This window comes from Acinetobacter sp. MYb10, assembly GCF_002980175.2.
Classification (GTDB): Bacteria; Pseudomonadota; Gammaproteobacteria; order Pseudomonadales; family Moraxellaceae; genus Acinetobacter; species Acinetobacter guillouiae.
Window position 1 is genome coordinate 3,758,020 of the sequence record NZ_CP058272.1, and the last position, 14,397, is coordinate 3,772,416.

Sequence of the window (14,397 nt, forward strand, 5' to 3'; positions counted from 1 at the left end):
TTTTCGTATAAAGCAAAAGGTCACTTCTTTGGGAGTGACCTTTTACGTTTCTGCAATGCCAGCAACACGTTCAAGCTGGTTATTTACAAATTTAAATTCCATTCCATGCTCTGTGTCTAAATCATAGTGAATAGAGAGGGTTAAGGTATCTGGTGCACTCACACGCAAATTTAACATGGTCTGAATATAAGGATTGTGAGCTTCCACATCCTGAATATTCAATGCAGCCTCACCTGATTTTTCTGGATTTTCATAATAATGTGCATAAAGCTTTTGATAGCGTTCAAAAGCATGTTGCTGGATGGTCTGAACATGTTGTTCAATACTGTTGATAAATAATTGGTAGGTTTTTGCAAAAGCGTTGAGTTGATCAAGATTGGGCGCTTCTTCGATTTCATCGCCATCTTCATCAAACTCTTCCCCTAAGAAAATCTCCCGATCAGCATTTTGATTAAAAAACAATGTGAGAAAAATGTTTCTGAACTAAACCCAGCCCAGCTCGGGTGGATATCACCCCAATAATCATGTTTCATGGTTTTGATCCCTGATTTTTATATTTAGCATGCTTGATCATAAAGTAAGCCTCATGAAAAAAAATTATTCGAAATGTAAAAAAGGTCAAATTTTGTAAATTTTAATAAATTCCTCAACATGAGTTGATATAATTAGGCTTCTTCAGGAGGAACGACCTCCCTCAATTTGAGAAAAATCGTCAGGACGGCCTGATTCTAATTTAAATTTGGAGCTGGTCATGGCTTGGGTTTTTCTTATTTTCGCAGGTATCTTTGAAATCGTTTGGGCATATAGTATGAAATTGTCCGAAGGTTTTACAAAGCTTACACCAAGTATTGTCACCTTATTTTTCATGATTTTAAGCTTTGGTCTATTGGCATATGCGATGCGTACTTTGCCATTGGGAACTGCTTATACCATTTGGACTGGGATTGGAGCGATAGGCTCATTCTTGGTTGGTATTTTTATTTTGGGTGAACCTGCAACAGCAATGCGTATGTTCGCTGCTGTACTGATTGTTTCTGGCTTAGTTTTAATGAAACTTTCTTCGTCTTAATTTATTGAAATGTTTAAGTGCTATTTCTGTAGGAGATAGCACTTTTTTTATGTGTAGTTCATGGTGTAATCAATAGTGGAAACACCCAATAGAAAATGGTGAATGTGTAATGGCATGGGTTTTATTGGCAGTTGCGGGTGTGTTTGAGGTAGTTTGGGCATATTTTATGAAGGTGTCTGACGGGTTTACCAAGCTGACACCGAGTATCTTGACCATCATCTTTATGATTGCAAGTTTTGCATTACTTTCTTATGCAATGAAAACATTACCACTTGGTACCGCTTATACCGTGTGGACGGGGATTGGTGCGATTGGTTCTTTTGCCGTCGGAATTTTCTTTTTAGGTGAAGCAGCTTCAGCGATGCGGATGTTGGCTGCTGTATTGATTGTTTCAGGTCTTATTTTGATGAAATTATCTTCAAGCTAAGTTAAGCTGTTGGTGAGTTGGAAAGGGAATAAGGACATGCAACTTTCATTTATGGAAATGAGCTCCCCAGTCGGGATATTAAAATTAGTCGCCCATGATCATGCCTTGGTTGCCGTACTTTGGGAAAATGAAAATCCTAAACGGGTTCGTTTGGCTGAATTAATTAAAAATAATACACATCCTGTTTTGTTGGAGACGGCGAAACAATTGGATGAATATTTTCAAGGAAAAAGAACCCAGTTCGATTTACCGTTAGATTTTGCTGGGACTGAGTTTCAGCAGAAAGTTTGGCAAGCTTTATTGACGATTCCATTTGGTGAAACGCGTAGCTATAAAGAGATTGCAGAACAGATTGGAAATGTCAAAGCGGTTCGGGCAGTGGGCGCAGCGAATGGTAAAAATCCCATCTCTATTATTGCGCCATGTCATCGTGTGGTCGGGGCCGATGGTAAATTGGTTGGTTTTGCGGGTGGGTTGGATAATAAGGATATTCTTTTAAAAATTGAACAAGTGCCATAGACTCAACGCTATTCATTATTACATTACAATTTAAAATGATTGCTCAAATTTTTGCACCATTATTATCAAATTTAGGTTGGATCGTTTTACTTTTGGTTGCGATTACGCTGGTTAAATTCTTTAAGCCCTTTTTAAAAGGGAAAATAGGTGAATTTGCTGTCAGCACCCATGTAAAACTCTATTTAGACAAAGAAAATTATATTTTATTGAATGATTGTACGCTGCCTGATGAGCAAAATCAGACCACCCAAATAGATCATATTTTATTAAGCCCTTATGGTATTTTTGTCATTGAAACAAAGAATTATAAAGGTTGGATATTTGGTGGCGAGCGTCAAAAGATTTGGACACAAAAGATTTATAAAAAGAGCTATAAGTTCCAAAATCCATTACATCAAAATTATAAGCACCAAAAAGTTTTAGAAAGTGTGCTCACAGATATTGTTGATTCCACTCAGATCCATTCAATCGTGGTTTTTATGCCTGATTGCGAATTTAAAACCCAAATGCCAAACAATGTCTTTCGTGGTGCAGGTTGGACAGATTATGTCAAACAATTTAAGCAAATCAACATTTCTCCAATGAAATTAAAACGTATTCAGTATCGTCTAGAGAAAGAAATTTTAGAAAAGTCGTGGAAAACCAATCGCCAACATATACAAAGCCTTAAAGATAAATATACTGAGAAATGAACATATTACTCATAATCAACATCGTACTGATTAAATTATATTTTTTGTATGATTGGATCCGTATGCTGTAACTGTGGCATTAAGATCAGCAGAGGATGGGGGAAAAATCACTCATCTGCGGCTTTAGACTTTAACCATTTCCATTGCCCATTTTTAAATTGGTAAGTGTCGATCCACCATCTTGCACCACCTCGACATGAGCTAGTCATTTGTTTCTTCTGGGGAATCAGTTTGAGATCCATTAATCCAGAACATTGTGCATGGCTAAAATCAAATTTTTCTTGGTCCAACACTTGATAATCTTTACTTTTAGGTCGATAGAGAAAAATATCAAAAATAGAATAAACCCCCATTCCCATATCAGGTGTAGACACAGCAATATCGGTATATCCATCAAAATTATAGTCTTGAAAATGAATCTGTCGTTTTCGTTCAAATGGTAATTCTGCAAGATCAAATGCTTGCTGTTTAGCCAGTGTTTGAATGATGAGTTGACCTGATTCGTCATCGCCATCTTTAAAAATAAAATGGGTTTTTTGCCCATTCACTACATCGTTAATATTGCGATTTACAGTTTGTTGTTGAGGTTGGGCAAATGCGAATGGGGTTAAAAGTAAACTTGATAGCATTGTTGTCGTGAGTGTTTTGTACATTATTATTCTCATTGTCTTTTCCATTGTTTTAGGGGAATTTCCAAGTTTCAGTTGTTTAGTGAAACTTGGATGCTATTTTCAAAAGTGAAGAGCAATATTCAACATTTAAAAGCGCTTTGGAATTTTTTGGCCACCTTCAATCGGCGTTTCGGCATTTTTTAATACACCAAATAACCATGTTTCAGCATGTTGTACCGCAATTTTAAGCGGATCTCCTAGTGCTAAACGTCCTGCAATAAAGCTTGCCAATGAACAACCTGAACCATGGTATTCACCTTCTAAACGGGGACATTTAGATTCAGCGATCATTTCACCATTCACATACAAGGCGTTGCGAATATAGTCTGGGGTATCTTCATGCCCACCTTTTACCAGAACAGCTTGTGCGCCCATTTCAAACAGCTTGGCTGTGGCTTTTTCTATGTCTTGTTCTGCTGTTAAGGCACGTAATTCCACAGTATTTGGGGTAATGATTGTTGCCAGTGGAATTAGTTCGATAAAGGCTTTAACCAAGGTCTCTTGATTACCCAGTGAGCCACCACTATTTGCGACTAAAACAGGATCAAGTACATATAGATAATCTGGATGTTCACGTAAAAACTCAGCCAGCGCAGCAATATTATCTGTGGTCCCTAACATCCCCGATTTGATGGCTTTAATAGGTAAATCACCGACAACAGCATTGGCCTGAGCAAGCAGTAGTTCTTTGGAGCTGGCTTCAAAACCAAAAACTTGTTGAGAGTTTTGAATGGTTAATGCTGTACAAGCAATTGCCGCATGTGCGCCACTTTGACCAATCGCTTCAATATCAGCCTGTATACCAGCACCACCAGAAGGGTCTAGACCTGAAAAACAAAGTACAGTAGGGCGCACGATGATGTCCTTAATTCACAAATTTACGTTAGTATAGGCAAGTTTACGAGAACACTCGATAGTAATTTGATAATTGTTTCAAACACAGATTTAAAGGATTGGATGGTGATAAAGAATATTTTAATCGATCTCGACGGCACATTAACCGACCCAAAAGTAGGTATTACGACATCTGCACGTTATGGACTTGCAAAGGTTGGGCATCCGATTCCTGACAGTGAAAATATCGACTGGATTATTGGTCCACCGTTAAAGGCATCATTGGCAAAGCTACTCAATGTTGAAGCAAATGACCTCTTAGCTGAGCAAGCTTTATTGGGTTATCGTGAACGTTTTGCTGTAACAGGCTTATTTGAAAATCATGTTTTTGATGATGTAGCGCAAACTTTGGAAGCCTTAAAAAGTAAGGGCTATCGACTGTTTTTAGCCACCGCAAAACCTGAAGTTTATGCACGTCAAATCTTAGATCATTTTGATTTATTAAAATATTTTGATTATCCCTATGGCAGTGAGTTAAATGGCGAGCGCACCAATAAAGGTGAGTTAATCACTTATATCCTTGAAAAAGAAAAGTTAAATCCAGAAGAGTGTTTGATGGTGGGAGATCGGGAACATGATATTTTTGGTGCACGTAAAAATGCGATTGAAACCATTGCGGTAGAATATGGATATGGCTCAAAACAAGAATTGGACGAAGCAGCACCGAAAGCAAGAATTGCAAAGTTCTCTGAATTGTTAAACCTACTCTAAATCTGCTTTTAGTTCAGACTTTTGAGATAATTCCAATTCACCTTAATTATCCCCAACCGAGAATATTTTATCGATGTGTTGGGGATTTTACGCGTAATCACATAGTTAGTTAGTAGCAATCACATATTTCAACAGGGACTAAATCCCCAGTAGTCTTTTAATGTTATTCACCAAATTAGGTAGAGATATTGCATGATGTGGAAGCATTAAACGCTTAAACCCATCACCGCTCAATTTACGATTCACTTGAAGTAAAACTTGGCTTTAAGGTGGAGAGATATTCAAATCTGCAATGCATCCCAAGTCAGTCCGTCTAAAGGTAAAATGATGGAATTAACGCACATCCAAATACAATGACTCCTTAATTTCCTCCATCACAATATAGCTATGTGAAGAGGCTGAAGATGGAAGTTTTTTAAGTAAATCACCAAGTAAGCGTCGATAAGCGCTCATTTCTTTTAGTCGGGCTTTGACTAAATAATCAAAATCTCCCGAAATAAGATGGCACTCTTGTACTTCTGGTATTTCCATTAAGTCCTTAGCCACTTGTTCAAACACATCACCAGACTTTGCTGATAAGCTAATTTCTAGAAAAACCAATAAGTTGCGATCAAGATGTTTCGGGTTTAGACGAGCATGATAGCCCATAATGATACCATCTCGCTCCAAGCGTTTGACGCGTTCAGAACAAGGTGTGGTCGATAAACTGACCCGTGAAGCCAATTCGCTGATGGCAATTCGACCCTCATTTTGAAGAATATCTAAAATCATTCGATCTATACGGTCTAATTTACGCATCAATTATTCCCTTTTTTTTAATCATTTTTCACGACAATAAATTAAAACACCTAAATTTTAGCATTAAAAATAGTGAAATAAACTATTGAACCAAAAATATACTAGTGAAATAAACTAGTAAATGCATAAAGGATAAGAAATGCGTGTAATAGTATTAGGTAGTGGTGTGATTGGCGTAGCAAGTGCATATTACCTCGCGCAGCAAGGAGCACAAGTAACAGTTTTAGACCGTCAAGCAGGTCCAGCTGAAGAAACCAGCTTTGGTAATGCAGGTCAAATTTCTCCAGGATATTCGACACCGTGGGCTGCACCCGGTATTCCATTTAAAGCGGTTAAGTGGATGTTTCAACATCATGCACCACTCGCGATTAATATCGATGGCAGTATGTGGCAGTTGCAGTGGATGGCGCAAATGCTTAAAAACTGCAACTCAGAAAGTTATGCAATTAACAAAGAACGCATGACCCGTGTTGCAGAATATAGCCGTGACTGTTTAAGAGAACTGCGTAAAGATACTGGCATTGAATACGAAAACCGTTCAAAAGGCACGTTGCAAGTTTTCCGTAATGAAGCTCAATTAGAAATGGTTCAACGTGATATTGCTGTACTCAAAGAATGTGGTGTTCCACATGAGTTATTGCTTAAAGATGATCTTGCTAAAGTTGAACCAGCATTAGAACATGCCAAAGATAAATTGGTCGGTGGTTTACATCTTCCAAATGATGAAACAGGCGACTGCTATTTATTTACCAATGCTTTAGCCAATTTAGCCAAAGGTTTAGGTGTCGAGTTTAAATTCAACCAAAATGTTGAAAGATTGGTGGTTGAAGGTGATGAAATCAAAGGTGTAGTGGTCAATGGTGAAGTGTTAACTGCTGATCGCTATGTATTGGCTTTTGGTAGCTATTCACGTGATTTCTTAAAGCCGCTGGAATTGAATTTACCTGTTTACCCAGTGAAGGGTTATTCTTTAACTATTCCAATTGTTGATCCAACATTTGCACCACAATCTACAGTTTTGGATGAAACCTATAAAATCGCGATTACTCGTTTTGATCAACGTATTCGTGTTGGTGGAATGGCGGAATTAAGCGGTTTTAATCATGGTTTAAATGCGGATCGCCGTGGCACATTGGAAATGGTGACCCAAGATTTATTCCCAGGTGGTGATTTGGCACAAGCGTCATTTTGGACCGGTCTTCGCCCAATGACCCCAGACAGCACACCAATTATTGGCGCAACACGTTTTAAAAACTTATTCCTCAATACTGGACATGGCACTTTAGGCTGGACGATGGCATGTGGTTCAGGAAAATTGATCAGTGATCTGGTACTTAATCATCAAACCGATATCAGTACCGAAGGTTTATCTATTCAGCGTTATCCACACGCTGCTTAAGTGCCACTTTGTTAAAACAGTGATAAATAAATTGTTTAGCGATAAATAATTTACAACGCCAATCCATATTCAGGGATGAATAAAATGCCTAGACCAATTACTGCCGTCATTCATCAGGATGCTTTGTTGCATAACCTGAATGTCGCCCGTCAATTTATGCCACAAAGTAAAGTTTTTACCGTGGTCAAGGCCAATGCTTATGGACACGGTATTGAACGTGTCTATGATGCATTCAAATCCGCAGATGGTTTTGCTTTGTTGGATATCGATGAAGCAAAACGCCTAAGAACATCGGGATGGACAGGCCCAATTCTGCTTTTAGAAGGCATTTTTTCAGCAGATGATTTATTGGATTGTGAAAAGTATCAATTAAGTTTTAGCCTGCATAATGAAGATCAAGTGAATTGGCTAGAACAATTTAAAAGCCAATCTCTCAAAGACAATCCAGCACAGACGCAATTCGATGTATTTTTAAAAATGAATACAGGAATGAATCGCCTTGGTTTTAAACCTGATGCGTATCGGGCAATGTGGCAGAGATTAAAGCAATTCGATGTGGTGAAATCTATCACGCATATGATGCATTTTTCAGATGCTGATGGTGAGCGTTTGGGGCAATCTGGGATTGCATACCAGCAGGCTATTTTTGAACAAACCATTCAAGATTTAGACGGTCAGCGCTCAGTTTCAAATAGTGCGGCCATTCTCCGACATTCACAAGATTTACGTTCAGATTATATTCGTAGCGGGATTATGCTGTACGGCAGTTCTCCAGACTATCCAACACATTCAATTCAAGATTGGAATCTTAAACCAAGCATGAGTTTACGCAGTGAAATCATTGCAATTCAAGATTTACAGCCGAGTGAAACAGTGGGTTATGGATCTAAATTCACAGCAACCCAAGCCATGAAAATCGGTATTGTGGCATGTGGTTATGCAGATGGTTACCAACGTATTTCTATGGATGCACCAGTATTGGTTAATTCTGTACGAACCCAAACTATTGGTCGTGTCAGCATGGACATGTTAGCGGTTGATTTAACCCATATCCCAGATGCGCGAGTTGGAAGTGAAGTGGTACTTTGGGGACAGTCTTCAAATGGAACTGTACTGCCGATTGATGAAGTTGCAGCAAGTTCTGGAACCGTAGGTTATGAGCTCATGTGTGGTGTAACTGCACGGGTCAATTTTAAAATTTCAAAATAAGGACATCAACATGTCAAACAACGTTCAACACGCAGACATTCAAAAACTCAACAGCAATCAAGTGATGAGTGCAGTCACCATTTTCAATAAAGTGGTTTATTTGTCAGGCCAAGTTCCTAAAAACACCCAACAGGATATTATTGGTCAAACTCAAGAAATCTTGGCAACGATTGATCAGTTATTGCTTGAGGCAAATACTGATAAATCACGTTTATTGTCTGCTCATGTCTACATCAAAAATTTAGATGATTTTGCAACTTTTAACACCATTTGGATTGATTGGTTAGAAGGCTGTGTTGCACCATCTCGCGCAACAATTCAAGCGGATTTGGTTAATCCAGATTGGTTGATTGAGATCGCAGTTATTGCGGCGCAGGCATAAATTAATCTCTTGTCATAAAGTAGAATTGATTATTGTCAATAATTAAAGCAGTATTTGCCCCGAATTAAAGCTGGACACATGTAAACCATGTGGCCCAGTTCGCGTTAGGTAGAACAATAGAACGGGAATGTTCTTATGCCACAAGCGGGTTTTACCTCCAAAAAATTGTCAAAAAGGATATTTTTATGACAACTTCAAGCCATTCAGATGACGTACCATCGTCGCCAAATGAGCTACAACGGAAATTATCCAATCGTCACCTACAATTAATTGCGATTGGTGGTGCAATTGGTACAGGCTTATTTATGGGTTCTGGGAAAACCATTTCCCTTGCAGGCCCTTCAATTCTGATCATTTATATGATCATTGGTGCAATGTTCTTTTTCCTGATGCGCGCATTGGGTGAAATTTTACTTTCAAATTTGCACTACAAATCCTTTATTGATATGGCACATGACTTAATTGGTCCGGGTGCTGGCTATTATATTGGCTGGTCATACTGGCTCGGTTGGATCTTAGTGGGTATTGCGGATTTAGCTGCAATTATCAATTATCTCAATTTTTGGCTTCCAGACGGAACCGCTTTTACCCCCATGGGACAAGCCTTAATTAGTGCCGGATGCGTACTCTTGGTATTGGGGATTAATCTCCTCACGGTAAAGTTGTTTGGTGAAATTGAGTTTTGGTTTGCTTTGATTAAAATTTTAGCCATTGTCGGATTGATTCTTATTGGTGGCTATATGGTGTTGAGCCATTTCCAAGCACCAACAGGTTCAGTTGCAAGCTTTAGCAATGTCTGGTCGCATGGTGGCATGTTCCCGAAAGGCGCAAGTGGCTTTTTAGCAGGTTTCCAAATTGCCTTGTTTGCTTTTGTCGGTGTCGAGCTGATCGGTACTATGGCGGCAGAAACCAAAGATCCTGAAAAGAACTTACCTAAAGCGGTCAATGCGATTCCGACCCGTATTATTTTGTTTTATGTATTGGCACTCTTTATCGTGATGTCGGTAACCCCTTGGAATGAAATTCCTGCGGATCAAAGTCCATTTGTCACATTGTTTCTACATGCTGGTATTGGTGCAGCGGCTGTGATTATGAACTTGGTGGTTTTATCCTCGGTAATGTCATCGATGAACAGCGGTGTATTTTCAACCAGTCGTATGTTGTTTGGATTGGCTAAAGAAGGGCAAGCACCGACTAAGTTGGCTGAGCTGTCTAAACGCGCCGTTCCTGCAAAAGGTTTGTTGTTCTCTTGTGGCTTTATTATGGCAGGTGCAGCACTACAATATTTTGTTCCAAATACCGTTGAAGCATTTACCTTAGCCAGTTCCTTATGTGTGATCTTATTCATTAGTATCTGGAGTATTATTATGGTGTGTTATATACGCTACCGTAAATTACGCCCAGAATTGCATGAGAAATCAAACTTTAAAATGCCGGGTGGTGTATGGATGTCTTATCTTGTTTTGATCTTCCTAGCCTTTACTTTGGTGATTTTAAGCCTTGAGCCTGATACTTTAAAAGCTTTAATCATCAGCCCATTGTGGGTGATTATTTTAGCGGTGACCTATCAAATGATGTATAAACCGCGTATGAAAAAGCGTAATCAGCAGCTTTAATGTTGAATATTCAATTGATCAGGAGATGGTGTTAGATCATCTCCTGAATAACTATGATATGAAAGATTTTGATATAAATTAACTTTAAAAATTAAACACTTAGATTAAATGTAATATGCTCAACTTTTTGGTTTCCCCCGTGATTGATTGCATAGATTCAATGTGAAATTTAACAAATTATTCAAAATAAAATACTGAAATAAAAATAAAAAACACGTTTAATAGTATCATTTACGCTAAACAACAGCATATATGCGCAATAACAAGATCGATCTCTTACGTGGAATTTCAATTTTATTGGTACTTCTCCACCATTTTAATATTCCTTATAAACTGCATGACACATTTCTAGGTATACCAATCTTTGGCGAAAGCTTAAGTACCTTAATTGCCCGCAATGGTAATTATGGTGTGACCCTATTTTTTGTGATTTCAGGTTTTTTAATCACTCAACATACTTTACAAAGAAGTGGAACACTCGCGCAGATTAAACTCAAAGATTTCTATATCCGCCGTATTGCCCGAATTATGCCTTGTTTGGTGCTACTGGTGGCGCTGGTGACGGCACTGGGTGCAATGGGGCTAAAACCCTTTATCAATCAAGCGCCAAACGGTATTGAAGTCTCTTACGGCTTAACTGTATTTTCTGCTTTTACCTTTTGGATGAATATCCTGATCATTGAAAATGGCTGGGTGAATTATGCGCTAGGCGTGCTATGGTCTTTATCTGTTGAGGAAGCCTTTTATTTAGCATTTCCGATTTTGTGTATTGTATTAGGCCGTGGTAAAGGTTTTATTATATTTTTATTGGCAATCATCATTTATGCACCTTATTTCCGTTCATTACATTTTGCCGAGGAAAGCGGGGCTTATCTTTATCATTACTTCTCAAGTTTTGACGGAATTGCGATGGGTTGCTTAACTGCTTTAATGACTCAGCGGATGGGACAAAAAATACAGGTTTCAAAAATCGTGGTTCCAATCATTGTTTTGTTGATGGCCGCTGTTTATTTATATGCACCAATCAAAGAGGTTAGTACGTGGGGAATCAGCATTTTTGCCATATTGTCAGCAATGTTGATCTTCTGTTTTGCTCAGAACCCATATACTGAATCTCGCTCTATATTGTCAAAAGGTGTAGCGTGGATTGGACAACGTAGTTATGAAATGTACTTGTTTCATTTGATTATCTTGGGTTTATTTAAAGTTTTTTATTTTCCCAAAGAAACCTTAGCTGTTGAAAAATTAATGTTATTACCAATTTATTTTATTGCTGTTTTTGTATTGAGTTGGGCCATTGAAAAGTACTATTCAACACCGATGAACAGAAAAATACGCCAAGTTTTACTTAAAAATGGGTGATAAAAATGGAAATATTGCAGTTAATAGAAACCATAAAACAAGATCCAAGCTGTGAGGTGTATCCTGCACAGTTAGCACAAAATTTGCCACAAAATATTCCTGATGATGTGAAGATCTTTTATCGTGAAACCAATGGAATAAAATTTTTTCCACAAGAAGCTTATTCAATTGAAATCGTCGCGAGTCATCAATTTATACCGATTAATACTTATTTATTCTCAGACGAATCAATCGATTTGGAATTGGAAAATGATGATATCAGTCATGACTGGTTTTTAATCGCAAAGGTAGATGAAATGAGTCAATACATCAGTATTGATATGGCGCAAGCTAGACGAGGTCAATGTTATGATAGCTTTTTTGAAACCCATGCAACGATTGGTGATTCACCTATTATTGCCCAGAACTTTACTGCGCTTTTACATCAGTTATATTTGAATAAAGGGCAATACTGGTATTGGTTACAAGATGATTTTCAATATTTAGGTGATGCTTATGATCCGCCTTTACCCAATCGAGATGTATAAAAAACCTCCATTTAGGAGGTTTCTATCTACAATTTAAAATGTTGGTTTAACGACCACTAAAATCACCACTGCAAATAAAATCAGGGTTGGCATCTCATTGAAAAATCGCCAAAACTTATGCGATTTATAATGTGCATTGCCAATCAGTTTTTTACGGTAATAGCCACAAACAAAGTGGTAAATTACTAAAAGACCAACTAAACCGACTTTTAGATAAAACCATAAAGCTTCATGGTAATGACGTGTAGCATCACCCCAGTCTACGAGAAAATGTGCGGTGATCAATGTTGCGATCATCGAAGGCCACATAATGCCCCGATATAATTTACGCTCCATGATCTCGAAACGCTGATGACTTAGATTGTCATCGCTCATGGCATGGTAGACAAACAAACGCGGGAGATAAAACAGTGCTGCAAACCAACACACGACTGCAATGATATGTAAAGCTTTTACCCAAAGGAAAGCTTCTGAAGGAGCATCCATCAATTTACCCTTTTAAGGGCAGTGTGCGAGATGTCGATCATCCAAATTATTTTAAATTTGAATGATCAACAATTCTTTGTTTAGCCTTCCCATTTTTTAAAAATGAGACAAGCATTGACACCGCCAAAACCGAAACTGTTACTCATCACAGTATTCAATTTTGTATCGCGTTTTTCAAGTACGATGTCATAACCTTTTGTGCCTTCATCAAGCTCAGTGACATTGATGTTTGGCGCGATAAAGTCATTTTGCATCATCAATACAGAATAAATGGCTTCTTGAACACCAGCAGCACCCAGACTGTGACCTGTCATAGACTTGGTTGAGCTTAATGGTGGAACATTACCTTCACCAAATGCACGACCCATCGCAAGAAGTTCAGTCACATCACCAGCAGGTGTTGAAGTACCATGGGTATTGACATAGTCAACCTTATCTACGCCATGTTGTTTAGCTTCTTCTAAAGCCATTAAAATACAACGGGTAGCACCTTCACCTGATGGTGCAACCATATCCGCACCATCCGAATTTGCAGCATAAGCAACCACTTCTGCAAGAATATTTGCACCACGTGCTTGAGCATGTTCAAGTGATTCAAGTACAACAAAACCACCACCACCCGCGATCACAAAACCGTCACGGTCAGCTGAGTATGGGCGTGAAGCTGTTTCTGGAGCATCATTATATTTAGAACATAGTGCGCCCATCGCATCAAACAATAAGCTTTGTGACCAGTGATCTTCTTCACCGCCACCGGCCAACATTAAATCTTGTTTACCCAATTGAATTAGGTTGTAAGCATAGCCAATCGCATCAGCTGAAGTTGCACAAGCACTGGTGATTGAATGAGCAACACCTTGTAATTTAAATGCAACACCGACATTGGCAGTAATGGTGTTTGACATATTACGTGGTACGAAGAATGGGCCAATTTTACGCGCACCTTTTTCTTCTAAAAGTTTAACCATCTCTGTAACAGACGCCGTTGAGTTACCACCTGAACCCCCTGCAATACCGTAACGAGGATTACCGCCCAATTGCTCTGGTGTTAAGCCAGCATGTTCAACAGCTGCAAGCGCTGAATTGTAGGCATACATTGCACATACGCCCATGAAGCGCTTGAGTTTACGGTCAATACCATCAAAATCTTGTTCTGCTGCGGCACTGACATGACTTTTAAAATTAAGTTCTTCGTAAGTTGAATTATGACGTGTCCCTGAAATACCATTTTCCAAAGAGTGCTTAACAGCTTCCAATGTATTACCGATACATGAGTTAATGCCCATACCAGTGATGACAACACGACGGTTCATGCAAAGTCCTTTATTTTAGAATACAGAATGAATGTTTACATTTAAACGCGTTTACTTTTTTAGTTCAATGGCGAAAGATATTGATTCTTGTGCATCATTTAAAACAATATATTGTATGCTTAAAAGTTAATTAAATAGCTGAAAATAAATATATTTATTATTTTTATAATAATATGAATTCATGATGGATATTTACATCAATTAGGCAAAACCATCCATAAGCAGGGCTTAGCAGAGATGGTTTGAAGCACTAATTTTTGAAATAAATTTTAAATTGCTGGAATAAGCATGGTGTTTTATCCCTATTGTAGAACAAGGCTTC

Annotated in this window: 17 protein-coding genes; 11 read left to right on the forward strand and 6 right to left on the reverse strand. The window is 38.3% G+C overall.

Annotated elements, in window-relative coordinates:
- Nucleotides 1–42: 42 nt before the first annotated feature.
- On the reverse strand, nucleotides 43–462 hold the full coding sequence (locus tag CQZ96_RS17665; RefSeq protein ID WP_228722731.1) for a DUF6985 domain-containing protein: 420 nt from the start codon (nucleotides 460–462) through the stop codon (nucleotides 43–45).
- Nucleotides 463–751: 289 nt separating this feature from the next.
- Here CQZ96_RS17665 and CQZ96_RS17670 point away from each other — a divergent pair, with 289 nt between their 5' ends.
- The 4 genes from CQZ96_RS17670 (at nucleotide 752) to CQZ96_RS17685 (ending at nucleotide 2,707) form a co-directional block, all read left to right on the forward strand.
- Nucleotides 752–1,069 (forward strand): DMT family transporter, encoded by a 318-nt coding sequence (locus tag CQZ96_RS17670; RefSeq protein WP_004723678.1) that lies wholly within the window; start codon nucleotides 752–754, stop codon nucleotides 1,067–1,069.
- Between the two features lie 109 nt (nucleotides 1,070–1,178).
- The gene (locus CQZ96_RS17675; protein WP_105714317.1) at nucleotides 1,179–1,496 is read left to right on the forward strand and encodes a DMT family transporter; all 318 of its coding nucleotides are present in this window, start codon (nucleotides 1,179–1,181) and stop codon (nucleotides 1,494–1,496) included.
- A 36-nt stretch (nucleotides 1,497–1,532) separates the two neighbouring features.
- Nucleotides 1,533–2,015: a methylated-DNA--[protein]-cysteine S-methyltransferase gene (locus CQZ96_RS17680; protein ID WP_105714316.1), complete on the forward strand. Its 483-nt coding sequence runs from the start codon at nucleotides 1,533–1,535 to the stop codon at nucleotides 2,013–2,015.
- A gap of 35 nt (nucleotides 2,016–2,050) precedes the next feature.
- Complete coding sequence (locus tag CQZ96_RS17685) at nucleotides 2,051–2,707, forward strand: nuclease-related domain-containing protein (RefSeq protein WP_105714315.1); 657 nt, start codon at nucleotides 2,051–2,053, stop codon at nucleotides 2,705–2,707.
- A gap of 107 nt (nucleotides 2,708–2,814) precedes the next feature.
- Here the strand turns inward: CQZ96_RS17685 and CQZ96_RS17690 are convergent, their stop codons facing one another.
- Nucleotides 2,815–3,360: an XAC2610-related protein gene (locus CQZ96_RS17690; RefSeq protein WP_105714314.1), complete on the reverse strand. Its 546-nt coding sequence runs from the start codon at nucleotides 3,358–3,360 to the stop codon at nucleotides 2,815–2,817.
- 105 nt (nucleotides 3,361–3,465) lie between these two features.
- Nucleotides 3,466–4,233 (reverse strand): hydroxymethylpyrimidine/phosphomethylpyrimidine kinase, encoded by a 768-nt coding sequence (locus CQZ96_RS17695; protein ID WP_004723672.1) that lies wholly within the window; start codon nucleotides 4,231–4,233, stop codon nucleotides 3,466–3,468.
- A gap of 102 nt (nucleotides 4,234–4,335) precedes the next feature.
- Here CQZ96_RS17695 and CQZ96_RS17700 point away from each other — a divergent pair, with 102 nt between their 5' ends.
- The gene (locus CQZ96_RS17700; RefSeq protein WP_410549094.1) at nucleotides 4,336–4,983 is read left to right on the forward strand and encodes an HAD-IA family hydrolase; all 648 of its coding nucleotides are present in this window, start codon (nucleotides 4,336–4,338) and stop codon (nucleotides 4,981–4,983) included.
- A 333-nt stretch (nucleotides 4,984–5,316) separates the two neighbouring features.
- Here the strand turns inward: CQZ96_RS17700 and CQZ96_RS17705 are convergent, their stop codons facing one another.
- Complete coding sequence (locus tag CQZ96_RS17705) at nucleotides 5,317–5,781, reverse strand: Lrp/AsnC ligand binding domain-containing protein (RefSeq protein ID WP_004723670.1); 465 nt, start codon at nucleotides 5,779–5,781, stop codon at nucleotides 5,317–5,319.
- 139 nt (nucleotides 5,782–5,920) lie between these two features.
- Between CQZ96_RS17705 and CQZ96_RS17710 the strand changes: the two genes are divergently transcribed.
- The 6 genes from CQZ96_RS17710 (at nucleotide 5,921) to CQZ96_RS17735 (ending at nucleotide 12,276) form a co-directional block, all read left to right on the forward strand.
- On the forward strand, nucleotides 5,921–7,180 hold the full coding sequence (locus CQZ96_RS17710) for a D-amino acid dehydrogenase (protein WP_004723669.1): 1,260 nt from the start codon (nucleotides 5,921–5,923) through the stop codon (nucleotides 7,178–7,180).
- Between the two features lie 84 nt (nucleotides 7,181–7,264).
- Nucleotides 7,265–8,389 carry an alanine racemase gene (gene alr / locus CQZ96_RS17715; RefSeq protein ID WP_105714313.1) on the forward strand — a complete coding sequence of 375 codons (1,125 nt, stop codon included), beginning with the start codon at nucleotides 7,265–7,267 and terminating at the stop codon, nucleotides 8,387–8,389.
- Between the two features lie 10 nt (nucleotides 8,390–8,399).
- Nucleotides 8,400–8,771, forward strand: coding sequence for a RidA family protein (locus CQZ96_RS17720; protein ID WP_004723667.1), 372 nt, complete (start codon nucleotides 8,400–8,402; stop codon nucleotides 8,769–8,771).
- 185 nt (nucleotides 8,772–8,956) lie between these two features.
- Nucleotides 8,957–10,387, forward strand: coding sequence for an amino acid permease (locus CQZ96_RS17725; protein ID WP_004723666.1), 1,431 nt, complete (start codon nucleotides 8,957–8,959; stop codon nucleotides 10,385–10,387).
- A 252-nt stretch (nucleotides 10,388–10,639) separates the two neighbouring features.
- Nucleotides 10,640–11,749, forward strand: a complete 1,110-nt coding sequence (locus tag CQZ96_RS17730; RefSeq protein WP_105714312.1) for an acyltransferase family protein — start codon at nucleotides 10,640–10,642, stop codon at nucleotides 11,747–11,749.
- A gap of 5 nt (nucleotides 11,750–11,754) precedes the next feature.
- Nucleotides 11,755–12,276: an SMI1/KNR4 family protein gene (locus CQZ96_RS17735; RefSeq protein WP_056515566.1), complete on the forward strand. Its 522-nt coding sequence runs from the start codon at nucleotides 11,755–11,757 to the stop codon at nucleotides 12,274–12,276.
- A gap of 33 nt (nucleotides 12,277–12,309) precedes the next feature.
- Here the strand turns inward: CQZ96_RS17735 and hemJ are convergent, their stop codons facing one another.
- Entirely contained in the window at nucleotides 12,310–12,762 is a 453-nt protein-coding gene (gene hemJ, locus CQZ96_RS17740; RefSeq protein WP_004723664.1) for a protoporphyrinogen oxidase HemJ, read from the reverse strand.
- 80 nt (nucleotides 12,763–12,842) lie between these two features.
- Nucleotides 12,843–14,075, reverse strand: coding sequence for a beta-ketoacyl synthase N-terminal-like domain-containing protein (locus CQZ96_RS17745; RefSeq protein WP_004723663.1), 1,233 nt, complete (start codon nucleotides 14,073–14,075; stop codon nucleotides 12,843–12,845).
- Nucleotides 14,076–14,397 lie beyond the last annotated feature (322 nt).